The organism is Campylobacter sp. CNRCH_2015_0814, from assembly GCF_025772765.1.
Taxonomy (GTDB): domain Bacteria; phylum Campylobacterota; class Campylobacteria; order Campylobacterales; family Campylobacteraceae; genus Campylobacter_D.
Window position 1 is genome coordinate 50211 of record NZ_JAKMSR010000006.1, and the last position, 21983, is coordinate 72193.

The window sequence follows — 21983 nt, forward strand, 5'->3', positions numbered from 1 at the left end:
ATTTTTTTAAATTTTCCTTGTTATAATCAAATAAAAATAACAAGGAAAATTAATGATACAAGATATTGATCTTTCGCGCAAATATTTTTATGAATTTTTTTCAAAAGCTTTTAATTTTATCGATGAAAAAGAGTTTAAAATTTGGCATGAACAAGTTTTAGTTTTAGCTCAAAGTCCTTTAGATGATAGTTTAAAGTCTGATTTTGAAAAACTTAGCGCATGCGATTTTGCAAGTTTTAAAGAAGAACAAAATGCGGTGTTTTTTGATTTTTCTTACGTGAATGTGCCTATTAGCGCTTCTTTTTATGATGAGGGCAGAGATGATGGCAAAATGAAGCTTCAAGCCTGTGAAATCATTAGAAAAACCAAATTTAGAAAAAAAGAAGATTGCAGACAAAGTGAAGATGAATTTGGCTTTTTGTTTGCTTTTATGGCAAGCATTATTGAGCATGATTTGAAAGTTGCACAGCAATTATTTCGCTTTGTGATAAATCCTGTAATAGATGAGTTTATAGAAAAATTACAAATCCACAAAAATTCAAATTTTTACATTGCTATTGCTAATATTATGAAAGTCTTTTTTACAAACGAAAGAGCTTATTTAGAAGTACAAGCACCTATAAAAAAAGAAGGTAAAAGTATAGCAGATGAAGCTTTACAAAGACTTCCTTATGAACCAAGACTTCCTACTAAATTTAGTAAAACAAATATAGAAGAACTTAGCAAATTATAAAAATAAATATGTATTTTGTTACCAAAATACATATTATCAAAATCATCTTTTTATGAAAATAGAAATTAAATAAAATCTTAAGTGAAAATATGCAAAAGTTATAATGTTTAAGTGTGTAAATACTTTAAAATTAAGTATTTATAGTTATTCTTTACTTTTATTTCAAAGGAGAGAACATGGAGGCCAATCAAAGAAGGGATTTTTTAAAAAAATCTTTGAAAATTGGTGCTTTAGGGGTAGTAGCTGGAGCGAGCGTTAATGCTTTAGCTAAAGATGATTACCAAGAGCAAAATACCGTAGTTTTAGGAAAAAGTACTAAAAAAGAAGTGCTTTATAAAAAAACTATGCATTGGGAAAAATACTACAAAATAGCTTACTAATTAAGAAAGGAAGAAGATGGCATTAGCAAGAAGAAATTTTCTTAAGCTTGCTGGTATTGCTGGTCTTGGAAGCGCGGCTTTTGGTAGTGAAAACAAAGCTATTAGAGTTGCAAGTGAACAAGAAGTAGCAAATCCTTATCCGGATTCTAAGATTGTTAGAACAATCTGTAGTATCTGTAGTGCAGGCTGTGGAATTAAAGCAGAAGTGCAAGATGGAGTTTGGGTGCGTCAAGAAAACGCTATAGAACATCCTATTTCTCAAGGATCACACTGCTGTAAAGGGATAGATCAAATCGATCTTACTAAATCAAAACAGCGTATTAAATATCCTATGAAAAAAGAAAATGGCAAATGGGTACGTTTAACTTGGGAGCAAGCTATCAATGAAATTGGTGATAAAATGCTTGAAATCCGTAAAGAAAATGGACCTGATAGCGTTATGTTCTTAGGTTCGGCTAAATTTAATAACCAACAAGCTTATTATTTTAGAAAATTTGCAGCATTTTGGGGTACTAATAATATAGACCACGTTGCTAGAATTTGACACAGCGCAACAGTCGCCGGTGTGGCGAATACATGGGGTTATGGCGCTATGACAAATCATTTTGGTGATGTGACTAAACATTCAAAAATGATGATTATTTTTGGTGCAAATACTGCTGTGGCTAATCCTATTGGATTTAAACACTTATTGCAAGCAAAAGATCGTAATAATGCTAAATTAGTAGTTGTAGATCCTGTATTTACAAAAACTGCAGTACATGCTGATGAATACGTAAGAATTCGTCCAGGTACAGATATAGCTTTAGTTTATGGTATGCTTCATTTGATCTTCAAAAACGGTTGGGAAGATAAAGAACTAATAAAAACCAGAACTTATGGGGTTGAAGAAATAAAAGCAGAAGCTGCTAAATGGACTCCTGAAGTTGTAGAAGATGTAACAGGTGTTCCAGCTGCTCAACTTGAAAAAATCACAAGAATGCTAGCTACAATCAAACCTGCTACGCTATTTTGGGCTTTAGGTATTACTCAACACTCAGTAGGTAGCTCTAACACAAGAATTCTAGCTATCTTGCAACTTGTTCTTGGTAATATAGGTAAACCAGGCGCAGGAACAAATATCATCAGAGGTCATGATAATGTTCAAGGTGCTACTGATATGGGTTGTTTGGCAGATACTTTACCAGCTTATTATGGACTTGATGATAATGCTTGGAATCACTTCTCTAATGTATGGAATGTTGAGAGAGAGTATTTAAATTCAAGATTTTATTCTAAAGAATGGATGCATGAAAAAGGCTTTTCGCTAGCAAAATGGTGGCAAGGCGTTTTACATGAAGAGAAAACTTATTCTAACTCACCTATCCGTGTACTTTGGGTGCAAGGAACAGGTATTACTTCTATGGCACATACGGTAAAAATTCAAGAAGCACTTAAAAAACTTGATATGATCGTAATTGCTGAGCCTTTTGTAAATGAAGTAGCAGTTTTAGCAGATCGTCCAGATGGTATTTATATCATCCCAGCTTGTACTCAATTTGAAACAGAAGGTTATGTAACAGCGACTAACCGTGCTATGCAATGGCGTTCTCAAGTAGTAAAACCAATTTATGAAAGTAAAGAAGATCAAGAGATTATGTTTGCTTTTGCTAAAAAATTTGGTTTTTATAAAGAATATACTCGTGGTATGAAAATGGAATTAAAAGATCATAAACTTGTACAAACAAGAGATGATAGTGATGATAATTTCATATGGCCTGATGATGCTACAAGAGAAATGAGTAATGGTCTTTTAAGTATAGGCTTAAGAGGTATTTCAGCTGAACGTCTAAGAAAACACCAACAAAATTGGGAGCATTTTGATCCTGATACTCAAAGAGGTATTGGCGGTGAAGTTAAAGGTGAATATTATGGTTTACCTTGGCCTTGTTGGGATAAACAACACCCAGGTACTTCTATCATGTGGAATACAGATATTCCTTATGAAGAAGGTGGTATGGGCTTTAGAAATCGCTTTGGTTTAGAGCATGATGGGCATTCTCAATTAGCAGATGAGGCCTTTACTCCAAAAGGATGTAAAGTTAAAGGTGGCTACCCGCAAATCACTAAAGAAAATATCGAAAAAGTGTTTAATATCAAACTAAGCGATAAAGAAAAAGAATTAATGGGCGCTAGCTGGAGCACAGATATTTCAGGTATAATCTTAGAAAAATGTAGAGAAAAAAGTGCTTGTTGTTTAGGTAATGCAAGAGCGAGAATGAAAGTTTGGGAATTTGCTGATCCTATTCCACTACATAGAGAGCCTATTCACTCGCCTCGCTGGGATTTGGTTAAAAAATATCCTACTTGGGGTGATCAAGAGAAAAACTTTAGGGTTGAGAGTAAATTTATTAGCGAGCAACAAAAAACAGATTGGAGTAAAGAGTTTCCAACTATTATTTCAAGTATGCGCTTAGTAAATTTAAGTGGCGCGGGTATGCTTGAGAGAACTAGTAAATATCTTGCTGCAATCACACCTGAGATGTTTGCTAATGTACACCCTGAACTTGCTTTAAAATATGGTATAAATGATGGTGATATGATGTGGATTCACTCGCCACAAGGTACTAAGATTAAAGTAAAATGTGTACATAATCATTCAGTTACACCAGATAGAATTTGCTTGCCTTATAATTTTGCAGGTATTATGCAAGGAGTGGATTTAAGTTACAATTATCCTGAAGGTACTAAACCTTATACTATAGGGGAAAGTTCTAACACGGTTACTAACTATGGTTTTGATATAAATACGCAAATTTCTGAGTTTAATGCAGGACTTTGCAGACTTGAAAAGGCTTAAGGGGTAAGTTATGGCTAGAATGAAATTTTATGTAGATAATAATCGCTGTATTTCTTGCTTTGCTTGTCAAGTAGCTTGTTCAAGTGCGCATGAAGTACCAGTGGGAATTAATAGAAGGAAAGTAATCACTCTAAATGAAGGTATAGAAGGCAAAGAGTTTTCAACAACTCTTGCTTGCCAACACTGCACAGATGCTCCGTGTGAGCAAGTTTGTCCTGTAAAATGCTTTTATATTAGAGCTGATGGTATTGTTTTACATGATAAAAAAACTTGTATAGGTTGTGGGTATTGTCTTTATGCATGTCCTTTTGGCGCTCCACAATTTCCAAGAGATGGTGCTTTTGGCATTAAGGGTGAAATGGATAAATGTACTATGTGTGCAGGTGGTCCTGAGCCTACTAACTCTCATGAAGAAAGAGAGCTTTATGGACAAAATCGTATTGCAGAAGGTAAAGTACCTATGTGCGCTGCGGTTTGTTCTACAAATGCACTTTTGGTTGGTGATGCAGCTGAAGTTAGTGCAATGTATAGAAAAAGAGTTTTACTCAAGGGTCAAAACTTAGGACTTGATGCAAAATAACTCAAAGGGTGTTTACAAGCACCCTTTTTTACTACTTATAATCCAAGGTTAATTCATGGAAGAGCTAATTTTACAAATTCAAAAAAATCTTGATGAAAATAATAAACTTACTTGTAAAAAAGCACTAGAACTTTTAAAACAATACTCTAAAGAAGATTTTCAAGCCATTATAAAAGAATTAGGCGTAAAAATTTCAGATTGTGAGCTAGGTCAATTTGGCAAGTTAAATAAAAATATAGCAAAAAGTGAAATTTTGGAAAAATTAGAAACAAAATTAGATTCTAAGCGTCGCATATCATGTAAAGATGCTTTAGAATGTGCTAAAGACTTTAACATGGCTGATATGAGAGCTACGCTTAAAACTTATAAGATTGATGTTAAATACTGTGAACTTGGTTGTTTTGAAGAAAAAAAGGGTAAAAAATTTCATGTAAAAAGTAAAATTTGGGTAGAAAATCCTGATGGAGAATTGCTTTTTGGTAAAGGTAAAACAGATATTTTAGAATTAGTAGGAGAATGTGGAAGTATTTCTCAAGCAGCTAAACAACTAGGGATTAATTATAAAAAAGCATGGCTTTATATACAAGATTTAGAAAAAAATATGAAAGAAGAATTACTTATTGCTAAAAAAGGAAGAGGAAGTGAGTCAGGTAGCAAACTTACTCCAAGAGCTTATGAGTTAATTCAAAATTTTAAAATTTTACAACAAGATGTAGAAGAATACACCAATAAACGCTTTAAAGAATTATTTTTCAAGAAAAATCAAGAAAAAGATAAAACTTAATTTGAATACAAGTTATAACAATATATCATTAAATAAAAAAGGTAAAAGATGAAAATTGATTGTAGAGATTTAGCTTGTCCACGTCCTGTGATAGAAACAAAAAAAGCTTTAGAAGAGTTAAAAGAAAATGAAAATTTAGAAATTCTTTTAAATTCTCAAGCTTCTAAAGAAAATGTAATGAGATTTTTAAAATCTTTAAATTTGGAATTTAGTGCTAAAGATTTAGATGATGAGAGTATTATTAGCATTGTAAAAGATGGCAATATAGCTCATAATCAAGAACAAAATTTACAAGAATACAATGTGTTATTTTTAAAAAGCGATAGGGTAGGCGAGGGAGAACTTGGAAAAAATTTAATGCTAGGCTTTTTAAAAACTTTAAAAGATTTACCTAATAAACCTGCAAAAATCCTTTGTGTTAATGATAGTGTTTTGATGAATACTGATTGCTCTCATATGGCATTTGAAGCCATGAAAGAACTTGAAAATTTAGGAGTTGAAATTTATAGTTGCGGGGCGTGTTTGGAATTTTTTGGCAAAAGCAAAGAGCTTAAAATAGGTAAAATAGGTAATGCTTATGAAATTTTAAATGAACTTTTTGGAAAGGCAAAGATTATCTCTTTATGATATATAAAGATCAAAAACTAACCCAATATGTAAAAGCTGCGGGTTGAGCTGCCAAATTAGACTCGGTGGGTCTTGACAAAATTCTTGGCATTTTAAAACCGCATGAAAATATTTTAAGTGGTATTGATAATAATGAAGATGCAAGTGTTTATAAGTTAAATGAAGATTTAGCTTTAGTGCAAACTCTTGATTTTATCACACCTGTGGTTGATAGTGCGTATCATTTTGGTGCTATAGCTGCTGCAAATGCTTTAAGTGACGTATTTGCTATGGGCGCTGAGGTGATTAATGCCTTAAATATTGTAGGCTTTGATACTTGTCATTTTAATAATGAAATTTTACTTGAAGTGTTAGAGGGTGCTAGAGTTAAGGTTGAAGAAGCTGGTGCTGTGCTAGTAGGTGGGCATACTATAGAAAATGATGAATTTATTTTTGGTCTTAGTGTAACAGGTGTAGTTCATCCTAAGAAATTTACAGCTAATAATAGCGCAAAAGATGGTGATATGATTTTACTTACCAAGCCTATAGGTAGTGGTATTATTAGTACTGCTATCAAGGCTGGTTTGCTAGAAAAAGCAAAGATTTTAAAAGCAGTAGAACAAATGAGTTTTTTAAATCTTTATGCAAGTCGTATTTTAAAGAGCTTTAAAAGTCTTAGTGCTTTAAGCGATGTTACCGGTTTTGGCCTTTTGGGACATTTAAAAGAAATGTTAAATAAAGAGCTTATGATAGAAGTATATAAAAATGAAATTCCTTTAATGGATGGAGTTTTGTCGATGGCTAATATGGGGATAATCCCAGCTGGAGCTTATAAAAATAAAGATAGTCTAAAAATTTGGGTTGAAAATTTAAATGAAAAAGATGAGGATATAGTGTATTTTGATCCTCAAACTTCAGGTGGACTTTTAGCTAGTATGAGTGAAAATGAAGCAATTGAAGCTTTAAAAATTTTGAAAGATCACAATATAGAGGCAAAGATTATTGCTAGATGTGTAAGAAATACTCATAATTATTTATTATTGCGCTAATATTTTATTTACAATCAAAAATATATGTTTATATTTGTTACTTTTTTACATAAAAAAATAAATTACAAATAAATATATGTTGATTTTCGTTGCAATTTTTGTATCATAAATACATATTAACTATTAAAGTGGAGGAAAAAATGATACAAAAAGCTTTGCAATTAGCTGAAGAATTACAAAGAAAGATAGAAAGTAATATCTCTCAAAGCGAAAAAGAATTTCATGCCAAAATGCAAAAACTTTTAAACAATCCTAAAAATAAAGTAATGCTAATTGAGCTTTTAGATCGCTCTTTTAGATGTAAAGATAAAAGTGCGAGTTTTGAGCTTATAGAACATACTTTAAACAAATATGGTATAGCTGATTTTTTTAGTGCTTTTGAAAAATTTTTACTTTTTTCATTTTTAAATTTTGGAAAATTTGCACCAACTCTTAGTGTGCCATTTTTCATTAAGCATTTAAGAGAAGATACTAAAGCTATGGTTTTAGATGCAAATCCTAGTGTTTTAGAGCCTCATATGCGTAAAAGAAAAGATGAAGATAAAATCACTTTAAATGTAAATTTAATTGGTGAAGAGGTTTTGGGTGAAGCTGAGAGTGCTTATAGGATGAAAAAATACGAAGAAGCATTAAAAACAAGCTATATTACTTATATTTCTATTAAAATTACTACCATTTTTTCCCAAATCAATATCATTGATTTTGAATACTCTAAAGATGAGGTGGTAAAAAGATTGGATAAATTATATGCTCTTGCTTTAGAGGAAGAAAAAAAGCAAGGTGTGTCTAAATTTATCAATCTTGACATGGAAGAATTTAGAGATTTAGAATTAACCGTTGAAGCTTTTATGGAAAGTGTTGCAAAATACGATATTAAAGCAGGTATTGTTTTGCAAGCTTATTTGCCTGATTCTTATGAGTATTTGAAAAAACTTTTTGCTTTTTCTAAAGAAAGAGTTTTAAAAGGTATGAAGCCTATAAAAATTCGTTTTGTTAAAGGAGCGAATATGGAAAGTGAAGAAACTATAGCTTCACAAAGAGGTTGGGCTCTGCCTACTTTTTATAAAAAAATTGACACCGATAGTAATTATAAAAAAATGCTTGATTTTGTCTTAGATGGAGATAATCATAAATATATTAATGTAGGTATTGCAAGTCATAATTTATTTGAAATTGCTTATGCTTATACTAGAATTTCACAAGCTGGAGCTTTATCGTCTTTTACTTTTGAAATGCTTGAGGGTATGAGTTTACAATGCTCTTATGAGCTTTCTAAAATGCATGATCTTATACTTTATGCACCAGTTTGTGATGAAGCACATTTTAACAATGCTATTGCATACTTAGTAAGAAGACTTGATGAAAATACTAGTGAAGATAATTTCATGAGATATTTTTTCAATCTTAAAATTAATGATAAAAATTGGCAAATACAAAAAGAATTATTTCTAAAATCTTTAGAAGGTGTTGCTAGTTTGGATAATTCTACTCATAGAACTCAAGATAGAAATAATGAAACAAAGGCTATTAGTTCTTATGAGAGTAAAGAATTTAAAAACGAACCTGACACAGATTTTATCTTAAAAGCAAATAGAGAATGGGCTAAGGGTATAAGAGCTAAGTATGAAAATTTAGAAAATTATGATGTCTATCCAGTTGCAAAAGAAGAAATTAAAAACGAAAATTTACAAGTAATAGAAATTAAAGATAAAATCAAAAATCGCACTATAGGTAAAGCACACTTAGCAGGCCAAGCAGAGATTAAACACGCTTTAGATGTAGCTAAGAGCTCAAATTTTAGTGATTTAAGTCATGATGAAATTTATAAAATTTTAGCAAAAACTGCTCAACTTGTTAGAGAACGTAGAGGAGATTTAATAGGTATAGCAGCCTTAGAAGTAGGAAAAACTTTCTTAGAAATTGATCCTGAGGTTAGTGAGGCTATAGACTTTTTAGAATTTTACCCACATTCTTTGGAAAAACTAAAAGAGCAAAATCCAAATACCACTTTTAAAGCAAAAGGCATAGGCGTGGTGATTGCACCATGGAATTTCCCAGTAGGCATTTCAGTAGGAACCATAGCAGCGCCTTTGGCTGCAGGAAATAAAGTGATATATAAACCATCATCTTTATCGATGTTAACAGGTTATATGCTTTGTAAATGCTTTTGGGATGCAGGAATTCCTAAAGATGCTTTGATTTTCTTACCTGCTAAAGGTAGTGATATATCAAAATACTTACTTGTTGATCAAAGTGTGAAATTTTCAGTATTAACTGGTGGAGAAGAAACTGCTTATGCAATGCTCAAAGCTAATCCAACCTTGCTTTTAAGTGCCGAAACAGGCGGTAAAAATGCAACTATTGTTTCTAAATTTTCCGATCGTGATAGTGCGATTAAAAATATCATTCATTCAGCTTTTTCAAATTCAGGTCAAAAATGCTCTGCTACTTCTTTACTAGTTTTAGAAGAAGAAGTTTATAATGATGAAGAGTTCAAAAAGACTTTGGTAGATGCTGCTAGTTCTATGGCGGTTGGAAATCCATTTGTGTTTAAAAATAAACTTGGAGCTTTAGCAGATAAACCAGATGTGAAATTACAAAAAGCTTTAGATGAATTAGCTCCGTATGAAAGTTGGGCTTTAAAACCTAAATTTATAGATGATAATCCTTATCTTTTAACTCCAGGGATTAAATATGGTACTAAAAAAGGTGATTTTACGCATATGAATGAGCTTTTTGCACCAATTTTAACTGTAATGAAAGCAAAAGATTTAAAAGAAGCTATTGATATAGTAAATTCTACAGGTTATGGACTTACAGCAGGATTTGAAAGTTTAGATGAGAGAGAATGGGAGTATTTTCATACTCACATAGAGGCAGGAAATATTTATATTAATAAACCAACAACGGGAGCTATAGTTCTAAGACAACCTTTTGGTGGTATTAAAAAATCAGCCATTGGTTTTGGTAGAAAAGTTGGAATTTATAATTACATTACCCAATTTTTAGACATAGAGCAAAGTCAAGCTGATCAAAATGTTTTAGACAATGAATTAGTATCAAATTTAAACGCTTTAAGTTTGGATTTAAATGAAAAAGATAAAGCCGATTTTGAAGTCATTAAAGCTATGGCAAGAAGCTATGCTTATCATGCAAAACATGAATTTGCAAGCGCGAAAGATTATGTCAATATAAGAGGTGAGGATAATCTTTTCTCTTATACAAAGGTTAAAAATATCGCCTATAGAGTGCATAAAGATGATAGCTTAAAAGATATTTTAGGAGTTATTTTAGCAGCTAGTGTGCTAAATATTGATCTTATTTTAAGTTATGATGAGCATGAAAAAATAGATCTTGTGCAAAAGATTAATCAAAAAATTAGTTCAAAAACTTTATTCCTTAAAGAAAGTAAAGAAAATTTCATTAGCAAAATAGCTGATTATGAAAGAATTCGTTATTTTGCTCCATTAGATGTTAATGATGAAATTTTCATAAAGGCAGCAAGTTGCGCAAAAATCATCGCTAATGCTAAGCCTTTAATGAATGGACGTTTTGAGTTGCTTTTATATCACAATGAAAAAGCTTTAAGTATATCTTTCCATCGTTATGGAAATCTAGGCATTCGTGCTTTAAAATAATATAAAAAGGAGATAAAATGGAGGTTGTTCAAATTAATACTCAAATTGCGATAATGTTTGTCGCTTATTCAGCATTAATGCTTTTTATCGGATTTTATTTTTATAAACAAAATAAAAATTCAGAGGACTATTTTTTAGGTGGTCGTTCTATGGGGCCGGTAGTTTCAGCACTTAGTGCTGGAGCTTCTGATATGAGTGGATGGCTTTTAATGGGTTTGCCAGGAGCTTTATATGTAAGTGGTTTAGCTGAAAGTTATATTGCAATAGGTCTTAGTATAGGAGCGTTTTTAAACTGGGCTTTTATAGCAAAAAGACTTAGAATTTACACTAGCGTGATTGCAAATTCTATTACCATTCCAGATTATTTTGAAACAAGATTTGATGATGATAAGCATATATTAAGAGTGGTTTGTGCTATTGTTATTTTAATTTTCTTTACTTTTTATGTTTCTTCAGGACTTGTAGGTGGAGCAAAACTTTTTGAAGCAACTTTTGGAATTCAATATGATTATGCTTTAACCACAGGAACTGTGATTATAGTTGCTTATACATTTTTGGGTGGATATAAGGCAGTTTGTTGGACGGATTTGATTCAGGGTTTATTAATGATGAGTGCCTTGATTATCGTACCAATAGTGATGATTTATCATTTGGGTGGCCTTAGTGAAGCTGTTAATATAGTCAAAGAAATTAAGCCAAATACTTTTTCTATGGGAGAAGGATTAAGCTTTTTAGGTATAGTTTCAGCGCTTTCTTGGGGGCTTGGATATTTTGGTCAGCCACATATTTTGGTGCGTTTTATGTCTATACGCTCAACTAAAGACATCCCAACTGCTACTTTTGTAGGAATTTCTTGGATGGTTATATCTTTAATTGGTGCTTGTTTGATAGGTGTTTTAGGTATAGCTTATGTGAGTAAATTTGAACTTAGTTTGCAAGATCCTGAAAAGATTTTTATCGTAATGTCACAATTACTTTTTAATCCTTGGATAGCAGGTATTTTATTAAGTGCTATTTTAGCAGCTATTATGAGTACAGCAAGTTCACAATTGCTTGTTTCAAGTTCGACTATAGCAGAAGATTTTTATAAAAGAATTTTCAATAAAGAAGCGTCTAATAAAATGGTAATGACTTTAGGTAGATTTGGTGTTTTAGCAGTGGCCGTGATAGCTTTTGTTATTTCTACTGATAAAAACTCAAGCGTATTAAGCATAGTAGCTTATGCTTGGGCAGGGTTTGGAGCAAGTTTTGGTTCTGTAATGCTCTTTTCATTATTTTGGTCAAAAATGACTAGATATGCTGCTATTGCAGGTATGATTACGGGCGCAGTTGTAGTTGTAGCATATAAAAATTTCTTGGCTGAGTGGCTTAATTTTCCTATTTATGAAATCATTCCAGGATTTTTAGCTGCATCTATTGTGATTGTTTTAGTGAGTTTGGTTACAAAAGTGCGTCCAGGAACTAAAGCAGCTTATGAAACAATGTTAAAACATCTTTAATATATATTCAAAAGCCTTTAAGGCTTTTGAATTAAAAATCTAAGCGTTGGACCATCTTGATTGATTTCTAGAATTTCAAAACCACGATTTTTAGCATCCTGTGGTATGGAATTAATGCTTTGTGGGCAATCACATAAAATTTCTAAAACTTCACCTGATTTTAGTTCTTTTAAGGCATCAATAGTAGCTATAGCAGGGTATGGACAAGCCTCACCTTCTAAATTTAAACTATAATGAATAATCATATTTTTCCTTTTTTATTTTGTTTGAAAAAGAATGATTTTTTAAACTTTAATATAAATAAAAATAAAATTGTAAATAAAATTAAATTGATTACTAAACCATTAAAATAACCAAATTCATTTAAAAGATGAATCTTTACTCCATCTGTTAAGAAATTTGGAAAATGATCGTAACTTAAAGCTAATATCATAGTGCCAATAATATTTGCAATACCTACTATAATAAAATGACTTTGTCCTTCACAAGCTCGATACATCCAGCCACACTCGCATCCTCCGGCAAAAACTATCCCAAAGCCAAATAAAAAAGCACCTAAAGCAATATTTGGTGATATTTCTATTATTTTGTTAGTGTGTCCTTGTAAGATAAAAGCAAAAGCTATTAAACAAGCTATAATCATACCTATTAAAGCACCCTTTATGGCATTATCCCTACCAAATAAAAATAAATCTCTAAAGCAAGAAGTAAAGCAAATCTGAGCTCTAGATATGATAAAACCAAAAACAAAGCCAAATATTAACGCTAAAGGAAGAATACTTTCTTTATTTTTAATATTTAAAGGTTGCTTTTGTAGTATAAATACAACATAAGTTATAAAAATTATAAATACACTAAGTCCTATATAAAAATATATCTTTGCAGTGTTATTTTGTGTTTTTAACGGTTGGTTTTCTTTGCATACACGTTGTAATTTAGCTTTTGGTTTAAAAGGTGTTAGATTGCAAACTTTAACAGCTAAATAAATCCCTAAAATCATAAATAAGGTAAAAACCCAAGTATGCAAAGAAAAATAAGGTAAACCTGTAAAAAAATTTGCCAAATTGCAACCAAAGGCAAGTCTTGCACCAAAACCGGATAAAATTCCACCTATAATAGCTTGAAAAATTCGAATTTTGCTAGCAGGTAAGCGCCATTTGAATTTATTTGCTAAAAATGCAGCACTTAAACACCCTATAAACATACCTATAAGCATAATACCATCAATTCTTGTTAAGGGACTGCCACTTAAATTTTGCTTTTGATAATAAGAATAAGAGCTTAAGTTTATGCCAAAAAATTCTAAAAACTCTCCGCCCCAGCGCGTCATTTCGCCAGTGACTGCCCAAACACTACCAAAAATTCCAAAATAAATAGCACTTAAAATTCCAAGCATAATCATGCCTTTGGAATTATCCCAAAAATTTATAAAAAAAGATTGTTTGAAAGAATGCATCATCGTATCCAAAAATTGTGATTGTCAAAACTTGACACTAATAAAGTTAGCATTATAGCTAATAAATTTATACAAAATAAAATATTATTAAAAATAGTTTCAATTTTACGTATTTGGTTTTTGTTTTAATTAAAAATATTAAGATATAATATCTTTTTTGGAAGGTTAGCTTATCTGGTGATGGCCACTGACTTCAAATCAGATGAAAGGGTAGTTGACTACTTTTTGGGGAGTTCGATTCTCTCACCTTCTCGCCAAATTTAAGTCAAAATGGAGTTTTCATGAGTAAAGCAGATATTGTCGTTGGTATCCAATGGGGTGATGAGGGTAAAGGTAAGATAGTTGATAAACTATGTGAAAATTATGATTATGTTTGCAGGAGTGCAGGCGGACATAATGCAGGTCACACTATATGGGTTGATGGTATAAGATACGCTTTACATTTAATGCCATCAGGTGTTTTGAATAAGCAATGTATTAATGTTATAGGAAATGGAGTTGTAGTTAATCCTGATGTATTAATTAGCGAAATGGCTCAATTTGAAAATTTAGAAGGAAGATTATTTATAAGTGATAGAGCTCATTTAAATTTAAATCACCATGCTTTGATTGATCAAGCAAGAGAAAGACTTAAAGGCGATAAAGCTATAGGAACAACAGGCAAAGGCATAGGGCCAAGCTATGAAGATAAAATAAGTCGTAATGGACATAGAGTAGGGGAATTGCTAGAGCCTGAAAAACTTTGTGAAAATTTAATGAAAGATTTTGAACTTAAAAAAACTTATTTTGATGTTTTAGGTATTGCAATGCCTAGTTATGATGAAATTTTAAAAGATTTAAAACGCTTTAAAGAAGTGCTAGCGCCATATATTACAGATACCACAAGAATGCTTTGGAAAGCTTTGGATGAGGATAAAAAAGTATTATTAGAAGGTGCACAAGGGTCAATGCTTGATATTGATCATGGAACTTATCCTTATGTAACTAGTTCAACGACTATTTCGGCTGGGGCTTTAAGTGGTTTGGGGTTAAATCCAAAAGAAATTGGAAAAGTTATAGGTATAGTAAAAGCTTATACAACAAGAGTGGGAAATGGAGCTTTTCCAAGTGAAGATTTAGGTGAAGATGGTGAAAAAATAGGACTTATTGGTAAAGAAATTGGTGTAAGTACAGGTAGAAAAAGAAGATGTGGTTGGTTTGATGCGGTTGCGGTAAGATATACTGCAAGATTAAATGGTTTAGATACTTTATCATTGATGAAACTTGATGTGTTAGATGGTTTTGAAAGTGTTAAAATTTGTAAAGCTTATGAATATAAGGGACAAGAAATAGACTATGTACCTTGTGATTTAGAAAATGCTAAACCTATTTATGAAGTAATGGAAGGTTGGGATAAAGTTGCAGGGATTAGAGATTATGATTTATTACCTGAAAATGCTAAAAAATACATTAAGCGTTTGGAAGAATTAAGTGGTGTTAAAGTAGGTTATATTTCTACAAGCCCTGAAAGAGAAGATACTATCATTTTATGAAAAGCAAATATTCTTCTGTGATTAAGCTTAGAAAACAACAGCTTGATAAAGCAGAAGCAAATTTAACCAAAACAAGACAAAAGCTTTTGCAGTGTGAAGAAGAGCTTAAAGAAGCTTCAAAAACTTGCGAAAGTTTAACTTTAGCCGATAAGGGTTCGATAGCTTTGTTAAGATCGTCTTTAAAATTGCAAGAAATTGCAAGAGAAGGCAAGCAAAGAATTAAACAAAAATTGGATTTAACCAAAAAAGAATTAGCGCATCATCAGCATTTATATAAAAAAGCTCATTTGGAATTTGAAAAAATCAAAGTTTTAGAAAATGAAGAATTAAAAAAGATTCAAAAAGCCTTACAAAAAGAAGAAGAAAAATTTATAGATGAACTTGCTATAACAAGGCATTTTAATAAGGATAAATAATGAAAAAAATAATATTTTTATTAATTTTTTTAAATTTTGTAAATGCGCAACAAAATTGTGAGCAATATTTTGAAGCAAGAAAAGAGCAAATGCAAGAACAAATTAGAGAATATGATGAGGCAAGACAAAGTTTAGAAGCATATAGAGCATCTTTTGAAGCTTTGCAAAAAGAAAAAATGCAAGCTTTGGTACAAAAAGAAGCTGATATTAATGCAAGTTTAGAACAAATCAAAAGCTTAAAAGAACAAAATGAACGTATATTGAAAGCAACTAGAGAAAATCTCCAAGCGATTAATGATAAAACTATGGGGCGTATTACAGAAATCTATGCAAAAATGAAAGATGTGGCTGTTGCAGGTATATTAAGCGAAATGGAACCTGATGAAGCTTCAAAAATTCTACTTTCGCTTGATCCTAGAAAAATTTCATCCATTATGGCAAAAATGGAACCTAAGAAAGCTTCAGATTTAACATTACTTTTAAAAAATTTAGATCAAAATGCAAGTTCGCAGTAAGTTTTAAGCAGTTTTTACCTTTTTTTTAGTATTATTTCAATAAAAATAAAAAGGTGAATAAATGCGTATCAAACCAGCTCACATACCTTATATAGCAAATAAAATAATACTTGATTTAATGCATTCTTCTTTTGTTAAAATTAAAGATGATAGTCAAAAACTTTTAAAAATAGCAAAAGAGATTATAGAAATAGATGTTTTAAACGAGCGTAAGCTTGATGAAAAAGCAAAAGAGCTTTTAGAAAGCCAGGAAGATGAAATCGAGTTTATGCAAATAGATAGAAAAAGTATGTTTTGGATGATTAAGAAAAAATTAGCAAATGAGTTTAAATTTATGCTTGATAGTGAAGATAGATACAATAACCTTTCTCATAAAATTTTAGAAAATTTAGTAGAAGAGGATTTGATAAATTATAATGTATCAGAAAATCGTGTGAAAAATCTCATTTTCTCAAGTATTATGTCTTATTTAAAAGAGTATGAAAATTTAGAAGATTTGGTTTATGAAAAAATTTCAAATTATAAAAGAAAGCTTATCCCAGGTTCTGAAGAATATGAATTGGTGTTTGAAAAGCTTTACCAAGAAGAGCTTAGAAAAAAGGGACTTTTATGAAAGCATATATTTATATAGAAAATGATGTTTTTTTAAGTGCAAAGGCTTTTGGAGAAAGTGGAACTTTTTTTGGTGAGCTCGTTTTTAATACTTCTTTAACGGGCTATCAAGAGATTATTTCTGATCCTTCATATGCGGGTCAATTTGTGGTTTTTTCAATGCCAGAAATTGGTATAGTTGGCGTTAATGATGAAGATAATGAAAGTAAAGAAGTTTTTGCTAGTGGTATGATCATAAGAGAATTAAATGAAGATTATTCTAATTTTAGAGCCAATGATTCTTTAAGTGCTTATTTGAAAAACCATGGCAAAATAGGACTTTGCGAAATTGATACTAGATTTTTGGTTAAAATGATTAGAGATCAAGGAAATTTAAGAGCTGTAATATCTACTGAAGTTAAAGACAAAGAAGAGCTTAAGAAAATGCTTCTTTCTAGTGCTAAAATCGATGAGGTAAATTATGTAGCACAAGTTAGCACTAAAAGCTCTTATAAGCATAATAAAGGTGCTTGGGATCATAGCAACAAAACTTATGAGAATGTAAAAGCAAATGGTAAAAAAGTAGCTGTGATTGATTATGGTGTAAAAGAAAATATTTTAAATGAACTTGTGAGTGTAGGACTTGAAGTAGAGGTTTTTCCTTATAATACCAAGGCAAAAGATTTGATTGATTTATACCAAAAAGGTGCAATTCATGGGGTATTTTTATCCAATGGACCAGGTGAGCCAAAAATTTTAAAAGATGAAATTACAGAGATTAAAAAATTAGCAGAAGCAAAAATTCCTATGCTAGGTATTTGTTTAGGGCACCAGCTTTTAAGTAATGCATTTGGTTATGAAACTTATAAGATGAAATTTGGTCAACATGGAGCAAATCATCCAGTAATTAATCTTACAAATAATACAGTAGAAATCACAGCGCAAAATCACAACTATAATGTTCCTGAAGAAATAGCAGAGGTTGCAACAATTACTCATAGAAATTTATTTGGTGATAATGTAGAGGGTGTAAAATACAAAAATTATCCTATCATTTCAGTACAACATCACCCAGAAAGCTCCTCAGGACCACATGAGAGCAAATACATCTTTAAAGAATTTTTAGAGCTTTTGTGAATTTAGATTTTATTGCTTTAGCGAGTATAGCTTTTCTTTCTAGCTTTGGACATTGTTATGGAATGTGCGGAGGTTTTATTTTAGCTTATACTCAGCTTTCAAAGCAGATCAAACTCCCTTTTTCTCTTTTGATTTTCTCTTATCATTTATCTAGAATTTTTGCCTATGTTTGTTTGGGCGTATTTTTTGGATTTTTTGGAAATTTATTTTCTTTTAGCGAATTTGCAAAAGGTATAATGCTTTTTACTATCGGGATTTTTATGGTGGTTTTAGCTTTTGCTTTAATTTTTAAAGGAAAATTGTTAGCTTTTTTTGAAAGCTCTTTAATTTTTGACTGTGTCATTAAAAAAAACATTTCAAGATTAATTCAAAATAAGTCTTTAAAAAGTACTATTTTTTTAGGCTTTTTAAATGGTTTTGTACCTTGTGGCTTGGTATATTTTTATATAGCTTTTGGAATGAGTGTACAAAATGTATACTTATCAGCGTTAATTATGCTTGTTTTTGGACTTTCAACACTGCCTGCTTTGGTATTTTTTGCTTATTTTTCTAAAACACTGAGTGAAAAATTTCAAAAAACAGCTAGTTTGATTTCTTATATTTTAATATTTTTTTATGGCTTGTATTTTTCTTATATAGGTTTTTCTTTAACTCGATAAAATTTATTATTTACTTATAATTCTTAATAGATGATTAATCATTGTGATTTTAAGCTAAAAAAGATGATAATTATCATATAATATAGCGATTGCATATTGCAGAAAAAAACTTAAGGAGAGGAAATGCACCCAGGAAATGCATTAAACTATGACTATACGGTTGCTAAATATTTTATGTTTGCTACCTTATTGTTTGGTGTTATTGGTATGGCTATTGGAACGCTTATTGCCTTTCAAATGGCTTATCCGGATTTAAACTATTTAGCTGGTGAGTATGGCACTTTTTCAAGACTTAGACCATTGCACACTTCAGGTGTAATTTTTGGTTTTATGCTCTCAGGAATTTGGGCTACTTGGTATTATATTGGTCAGCGTGTACTAAAAGTTAGTATGGCAGAATCAAGCTTTTTAATGTTTGTTGGTAAACTACATTTTTGGCTTTATATGATCACTATGATTATAGCTGTTATTACTTTGTTTGCAGGTATTAGTACTTCAAAAGAATACGCAGAGCTTGAATGGCCACTTGATATATTGGTAGTTTTAGTTTGGGTTTTATGGGGTGTAAGTATTTTTGGACTTATTGGAATTCGCCGTGAAAAAACTTTATATGTTTCACTTTGGTATTATATAGCTACTTTCCTAGGTATAGCAATGCTTTATCTATTTAATAATATGGCTGTACCAACATACTTTGTAAGTGGAATGGGCGATTGGTGGCATAGTGTTTCTATGTATGCAGGAACTAATGATGCGTTAGTCCAATGGTGGTATGGACACAATGCTGTTGCATTTGTATTTACTGTTGGTATTATTGCTCAAATTTATTATTTCTTACCAAAAGAAAGTGGTCAGCCAATTTTCTCATATAAGTTATCTTTATTTGCGTTTTGGGGCTTAATGTTTGTTTATCTATGGGCAGGTGGACACCACTTGATTTATTCTACTGTGCCTGATTGGATGCAAACTATGGGTTCAGTTTTTTCAATTGTACTTATTTTACCTTCTTGGGGTTCAGCAATTAATATCTTACTTACTATGAAAGGTGAGTGGAGTCAATTAAGAGAAAGTCCGTTGATTAAATTTATGATTTTAGCTTCAACTTTCTATATGTTCTCAACTTTAGAAGGTCCTATTCTTTCTATTAAATCAGTTAATGCATTAGCACACTTTACAGATTGGATTCCAGGACATGTTCATGATGGTACTTTAGGTTGGGTTGGCTTTATGACTATGGCTGCACTTTATCACATGGTGCCTAGAATGTTTAAAAGAGAACTATATAGCAAATCATTAATGGAAGCTCAATTTTGGATTCAAACTACAGGTATAGTATTGTACTTTAGTTCTATGTGGATAGCAGGTATTACTCAAGGTATGATGTGGAGAGCTACTGATGAGTATGGTAACTTACTTTATACTTTCATTGATACTGTTGAAGCTATTGTTCCTTATTATTGGATTAGAGCTGTGGGTGGCTTGTTATACTTAGTAGGATTTTTCATGTTTGTTTATAATATTTATAAATCAATTTCAGTGGGTAGAGTGCTTGATAAAGAGCCAAAAAGTGCTTCACCTATGGCAGCATAAGGAGGAAAAATATGTTTAGTTGGTTAGAAAAAAATCCATTCTTTTTTGCTGTGGCAGTATTTATAGTGATTGCATATGCAGGTATTGTAGAAGTTTTACCTGATTTTGCTCAGAATGCAAGGCCAATTGAAGGTAAAAAGCCTTATACAGTTTTACAACTTGCAGGACGTCATGCTTATATTAAAGAAAGTTGTAATGCATGTCATTCACAACTTATTCGTCCTTTTAAATCAGAAACAGATCGTTATGGTATGTACTCAGTTAGTGGCGAATATGCTTATGATAGACCATTTTTATGGGGTTCAAAAAGAACAGGGCCTGATTTATTGCGTATAGGTAATTTTAGAACAACAGATTGGCATGAAAATCACATGTGGGATCCAGTTTCAGTTGTTCCTGGTTCTATTATGCCAGCTTATAAACATATGTTTAGCAATAATGCAAATATAGAAACAGCTTATGCAGAAGCATTAACTGTAAAAAAAGTTTTCAATGTGCCTTATGATACTGAAAATGGTACAAAACTAGGTACTTGGGAAGAGGCTCAAGCAGAAGTTAAAGCAGAAGCTCAAGCTATAGTAGATCAAATGAAAAATCAAGATGTTAAAGATGCGTTTGCTAGAGGTGAAATTAGAGAGATTGTAGCTTTGATTGCGTATCTTAACAGCTTAAAATAGGAAAAACTATGGATTTAGAACTAATAAGAGAGCTACAAGCTTATGGTTTTTTTGCTCTTGTAGTATTTTTAGTGGTAGTTTTGTATTCTTATTGGTTTCATTTGTATAGATCTGAAAAAACAGGTAGAAGAAACTATGAAAAATACGCTGATTTGGCATTGCATGATGAAATCAGCGATCGTGTTTTAGAGCAAAATAAAAGGAGTGCTTAATGCAATGGTTGAATTTACAAGATAATGTTAATTTATTATCTTTTATCGGAGCAATTCTTATCATACTAATTACGCTTGTTGTGGTAGGAAAATTGTTTAAAAGTATGAAAGAAGAAAAGAGCCAAGGTGAACTAAGCGAGCATAGTTGGGATGGTATAGGTGAGTTTAAAAATCCTATACCACTTGGTTGGGCTGTAGTGTTTTTCTTAGCTATAGTATGGTGTATATGGTATTTTCTTTGGGGATATCCTTTAAATAGTTATTCTCAAATTGGTGAGTATAATAAAGAAGTACAAGCACATAATGAAAAATTTGCACAAAAATTTGCAAATTTAAGTGCACAAGATAAACAAGAAATGGGTAAGAATATTTTCTTGGTTCAATGTTCTTCTTGTCATGGTATTACAGGTGATGGTATTAATGGAAAAGCACAAAATCTAAACATTTGGGGTTCAGAAGAAGGGCTTATAGAGGTAATTACTAAAGGTTCTAAGGGTATGAATTATCCTATGGGTGAAATGTTAAGTGCAGCTGATAATGGCATAGATGAGGCTGATATCCCTGCAATTGCTGCCTATGTTGCTTCTGAAATTTCAGCAATTAAAAAAACTGAAAATCCTCAACTTGTCGCAAAAGGAAAAGAGCTTTTTGCAACTTGTACGGTGTGTCATGGTGAAGATGGAAAAGGAACTATTGATGGGCAATTGGTTGCTCCGGATTTGACAAAATATGGCAGTGCTGAGTTTGTAGTAGATGTTTTAAATCGTGGTAAAGCAGGTAGTATAGGTATAATGCCTCATTTTAATAATGGTTTATTAAATGAGCTTCAAAAAGAAGCAGTTAGCGAATATGCAATTTCTCTTTCAAGGGGTGAATAATGGAAAATTCAAATAGATGTGTATTTTCACTTTCGGGTGTTAGTGGAATGTTAATAGCAACTGTTTTATTGCTATCGATTCTAGCTGGACTTACTGTTTTGGGTCTTAAAACACAGCAAGATGTTATGCAAAAACCTTATAAAATAGAAAATGCAGAGCAAATTAAAATGTTTGACTCTAAAAGAGAAGAACATATCATCATAAAGGAATGA

General features: G+C 31.4%; 22 protein-coding genes and 1 tRNA gene. 21 read left to right on the forward strand and 2 right to left on the reverse strand.

What is annotated here, in order from left to right; genetic code table 11:
- The first annotated feature begins 52 nt into the window (after positions 1 to 52).
- From L8X24_RS04485 to putP, 9 genes are all read left to right on the forward strand, one after another.
- Positions 53 to 733 carry a molecular chaperone gene (locus tag L8X24_RS04485; protein ID WP_263663799.1) on the forward strand — a complete coding sequence of 227 codons (681 nt, stop codon included), beginning with the start codon at positions 53 to 55 and terminating at the stop codon, positions 731 to 733.
- 176 nt (positions 734 to 909) lie between these two features.
- Positions 910 to 1113, forward strand: a complete 204-nt coding sequence (locus tag L8X24_RS04490; RefSeq protein ID WP_012661099.1) for a twin-arginine translocation signal domain-containing protein — start codon at positions 910 to 912, stop codon at positions 1111 to 1113.
- A 16-nt stretch (positions 1114 to 1129) separates the two neighbouring features.
- On the forward strand, positions 1130 to 3952 hold the full coding sequence (locus tag L8X24_RS04495; protein WP_263663800.1) for a formate dehydrogenase subunit alpha: 2823 nt from the start codon (positions 1130 to 1132) through the stop codon (positions 3950 to 3952).
- A gap of 10 nt (positions 3953 to 3962) precedes the next feature.
- Positions 3963 to 4532 (forward strand): formate dehydrogenase FDH3 subunit beta, encoded by a 570-nt coding sequence (gene fdh3B, locus L8X24_RS04500; RefSeq protein ID WP_039662920.1) that lies wholly within the window; start codon positions 3963 to 3965, stop codon positions 4530 to 4532.
- 55 nt (positions 4533 to 4587) lie between these two features.
- Positions 4588 to 5316, forward strand: a complete 729-nt coding sequence (locus L8X24_RS04505) for a winged helix-turn-helix domain-containing protein (protein ID WP_263663801.1) — start codon at positions 4588 to 4590, stop codon at positions 5314 to 5316.
- 48 nt (positions 5317 to 5364) lie between these two features.
- Positions 5365 to 5943: a sulfurtransferase-like selenium metabolism protein YedF gene (yedF, locus tag L8X24_RS04510; RefSeq protein ID WP_263663802.1), complete on the forward strand. Its 579-nt coding sequence runs from the start codon at positions 5365 to 5367 to the stop codon at positions 5941 to 5943.
- Positions 5940 to 6971: a selenide, water dikinase SelD gene (gene selD / locus L8X24_RS04515; protein WP_263663803.1), complete on the forward strand. Its 1032-nt coding sequence runs from the start codon at positions 5940 to 5942 to the stop codon at positions 6969 to 6971. The genes yedF (L8X24_RS04510) and selD overlap by 4 nt, the downstream gene beginning before the upstream one ends.
- 140 nt (positions 6972 to 7111) lie before the next feature.
- Positions 7112 to 10609: a bifunctional proline dehydrogenase/L-glutamate gamma-semialdehyde dehydrogenase gene (locus L8X24_RS04520; RefSeq protein ID WP_263663804.1), complete on the forward strand. Its 3498-nt coding sequence runs from the start codon at positions 7112 to 7114 to the stop codon at positions 10607 to 10609.
- Between the two features lie 17 nt (positions 10610 to 10626).
- Positions 10627 to 12108, forward strand: coding sequence for a sodium/proline symporter PutP (gene putP, locus L8X24_RS04525; protein ID WP_263663805.1), 1482 nt, complete (start codon positions 10627 to 10629; stop codon positions 12106 to 12108).
- A gap of 17 nt (positions 12109 to 12125) precedes the next feature.
- On the opposite strand, the gene yedF (L8X24_RS04530) is transcribed toward putP, so the two are convergent.
- Positions 12126 to 12353, reverse strand: a complete 228-nt coding sequence (gene yedF / locus L8X24_RS04530) for a sulfurtransferase-like selenium metabolism protein YedF (protein ID WP_012661107.1) — start codon at positions 12351 to 12353, stop codon at positions 12126 to 12128.
- Entirely contained in the window at positions 12350 to 13564 is a 1215-nt protein-coding gene (yedE, locus tag L8X24_RS04535; RefSeq protein ID WP_263663806.1) for a selenium metabolism membrane protein YedE/FdhT, read from the reverse strand. Before yedE ends, yedF (L8X24_RS04530) begins: the two co-directional genes overlap by 4 nt.
- A gap of 159 nt (positions 13565 to 13723) precedes the next feature.
- Here yedE and L8X24_RS04540 point away from each other — a divergent pair.
- The 12 genes from L8X24_RS04540 (at position 13724) to L8X24_RS04595 (ending at position 21983) form a co-directional block, all read left to right on the forward strand.
- Positions 13724 to 13821 (forward strand) — tRNA-Sec (locus tag L8X24_RS04540).
- 24 nt (positions 13822 to 13845) lie between these two features.
- On the forward strand, positions 13846 to 15096 hold the full coding sequence (locus tag L8X24_RS04545) for an adenylosuccinate synthase (protein WP_012661109.1): 1251 nt from the start codon (positions 13846 to 13848) through the stop codon (positions 15094 to 15096).
- Positions 15093 to 15512, forward strand: a complete 420-nt coding sequence (locus L8X24_RS04550; protein ID WP_263663807.1) for a flagellar FliJ family protein — start codon at positions 15093 to 15095, stop codon at positions 15510 to 15512. Before L8X24_RS04545 ends, L8X24_RS04550 begins: the two co-directional genes overlap by 4 nt.
- Positions 15512 to 16027, forward strand: a complete 516-nt coding sequence (locus tag L8X24_RS04555; RefSeq protein WP_412174992.1) for a MotE family protein — start codon at positions 15512 to 15514, stop codon at positions 16025 to 16027. Before L8X24_RS04550 ends, L8X24_RS04555 begins: the two co-directional genes overlap by 1 nt.
- A gap of 61 nt (positions 16028 to 16088) precedes the next feature.
- On the forward strand, positions 16089 to 16640 hold the full coding sequence (locus tag L8X24_RS04560; protein WP_039617626.1) for a DUF507 family protein: 552 nt from the start codon (positions 16089 to 16091) through the stop codon (positions 16638 to 16640).
- Entirely contained in the window at positions 16637 to 17755 is a 1119-nt protein-coding gene (gene carA, locus L8X24_RS04565) for a glutamine-hydrolyzing carbamoyl-phosphate synthase small subunit (RefSeq protein ID WP_263663808.1), read from the forward strand. The genes L8X24_RS04560 and carA overlap by 4 nt, the downstream gene beginning before the upstream one ends.
- On the forward strand, positions 17752 to 18414 hold the full coding sequence (locus tag L8X24_RS04570) for a sulfite exporter TauE/SafE family protein (protein ID WP_263663809.1): 663 nt from the start codon (positions 17752 to 17754) through the stop codon (positions 18412 to 18414). Before carA ends, L8X24_RS04570 begins: the two co-directional genes overlap by 4 nt.
- A gap of 123 nt (positions 18415 to 18537) precedes the next feature.
- On the forward strand, positions 18538 to 20004 hold the full coding sequence (ccoN, locus tag L8X24_RS04575) for a cytochrome-c oxidase, cbb3-type subunit I (protein WP_263663810.1): 1467 nt from the start codon (positions 18538 to 18540) through the stop codon (positions 20002 to 20004).
- Between the two features lie 11 nt (positions 20005 to 20015).
- Positions 20016 to 20681 (forward strand): cytochrome-c oxidase, cbb3-type subunit II, encoded by a 666-nt coding sequence (gene ccoO / locus L8X24_RS04580; RefSeq protein ID WP_149062087.1) that lies wholly within the window; start codon positions 20016 to 20018, stop codon positions 20679 to 20681.
- 8 nt (positions 20682 to 20689) lie between these two features.
- A complete protein-coding gene (locus tag L8X24_RS04585; RefSeq protein WP_039617636.1) occupies positions 20690 to 20893 on the forward strand; it encodes a cytochrome c oxidase, cbb3-type, CcoQ subunit in 204 nt (67 codons plus the stop codon).
- Positions 20893 to 21771, forward strand: a complete 879-nt coding sequence (ccoP, locus tag L8X24_RS04590; RefSeq protein ID WP_263663811.1) for a cytochrome-c oxidase, cbb3-type subunit III — start codon at positions 20893 to 20895, stop codon at positions 21769 to 21771. Before L8X24_RS04585 ends, ccoP begins: the two co-directional genes overlap by 1 nt.
- Positions 21771 to 21983 carry a DUF4006 family protein gene (locus tag L8X24_RS04595; RefSeq protein ID WP_263663812.1) on the forward strand — a complete coding sequence of 71 codons (213 nt, stop codon included), beginning with the start codon at positions 21771 to 21773 and terminating at the stop codon, positions 21981 to 21983. The genes ccoP and L8X24_RS04595 overlap by 1 nt, the downstream gene beginning before the upstream one ends.

Bases quoted from the DNA above. Each gene is read 5' to 3' on its own strand.
- L8X24_RS04555 (WP_412174992.1), top strand. From the start codon at position 15,512: ATGAAAAAAATAATATTTTTATTAATTTTTTTAAATTTTGTAAATGCG.
- L8X24_RS04490 (WP_012661099.1), top strand. From the start codon at position 910: ATGGAGGCCAATCAAAGAAGGGATTTTTTAAAAAAATCTTTGAAAATT.
- L8X24_RS04485 (WP_263663799.1), top strand. From the start codon at position 53: ATGATACAAGATATTGATCTTTCGCGCAAATATTTTTATGAATTTTTT.
- L8X24_RS04520 (WP_263663804.1), top strand. From the start codon at position 7,112: ATGATACAAAAAGCTTTGCAATTAGCTGAAGAATTACAAAGAAAGATA.
- ccoO (WP_149062087.1), top strand. From the start codon at position 20,016: ATGTTTAGTTGGTTAGAAAAAAATCCATTCTTTTTTGCTGTGGCAGTA.
- ccoN (WP_263663810.1), top strand. From the start codon at position 18,538: ATGCACCCAGGAAATGCATTAAACTATGACTATACGGTTGCTAAATAT.
- yedF (WP_263663802.1), top strand. From the start codon at position 5,365: ATGAAAATTGATTGTAGAGATTTAGCTTGTCCACGTCCTGTGATAGAA.
- L8X24_RS04585 (WP_039617636.1), top strand. From the start codon at position 20,690: ATGGATTTAGAACTAATAAGAGAGCTACAAGCTTATGGTTTTTTTGCT.
- yedE (WP_263663806.1), bottom strand. From the start codon at position 13,564: ATGCATTCTTTCAAACAATCTTTTTTTATAAATTTTTGGGATAATTCC.
- L8X24_RS04595 (WP_263663812.1), top strand. From the start codon at position 21,771: ATGGAAAATTCAAATAGATGTGTATTTTCACTTTCGGGTGTTAGTGGA.
- L8X24_RS04505 (WP_263663801.1), top strand. From the start codon at position 4,588: ATGGAAGAGCTAATTTTACAAATTCAAAAAAATCTTGATGAAAATAAT.
- fdh3B (WP_039662920.1), top strand. From the start codon at position 3,963: ATGGCTAGAATGAAATTTTATGTAGATAATAATCGCTGTATTTCTTGC.
- ccoP (WP_263663811.1), top strand. From the start codon at position 20,893: ATGCAATGGTTGAATTTACAAGATAATGTTAATTTATTATCTTTTATC.
- carA (WP_263663808.1), top strand. From the start codon at position 16,637: ATGAAAGCATATATTTATATAGAAAATGATGTTTTTTTAAGTGCAAAG.
- putP (WP_263663805.1), top strand. From the start codon at position 10,627: ATGGAGGTTGTTCAAATTAATACTCAAATTGCGATAATGTTTGTCGCT.
- L8X24_RS04550 (WP_263663807.1), top strand. From the start codon at position 15,093: ATGAAAAGCAAATATTCTTCTGTGATTAAGCTTAGAAAACAACAGCTT.
- L8X24_RS04560 (WP_039617626.1), top strand. From the start codon at position 16,089: ATGCGTATCAAACCAGCTCACATACCTTATATAGCAAATAAAATAATA.
- L8X24_RS04545 (WP_012661109.1), top strand. From the start codon at position 13,846: ATGAGTAAAGCAGATATTGTCGTTGGTATCCAATGGGGTGATGAGGGT.
- yedF (WP_012661107.1), bottom strand. From the start codon at position 12,353: ATGATTATTCATTATAGTTTAAATTTAGAAGGTGAGGCTTGTCCATAC.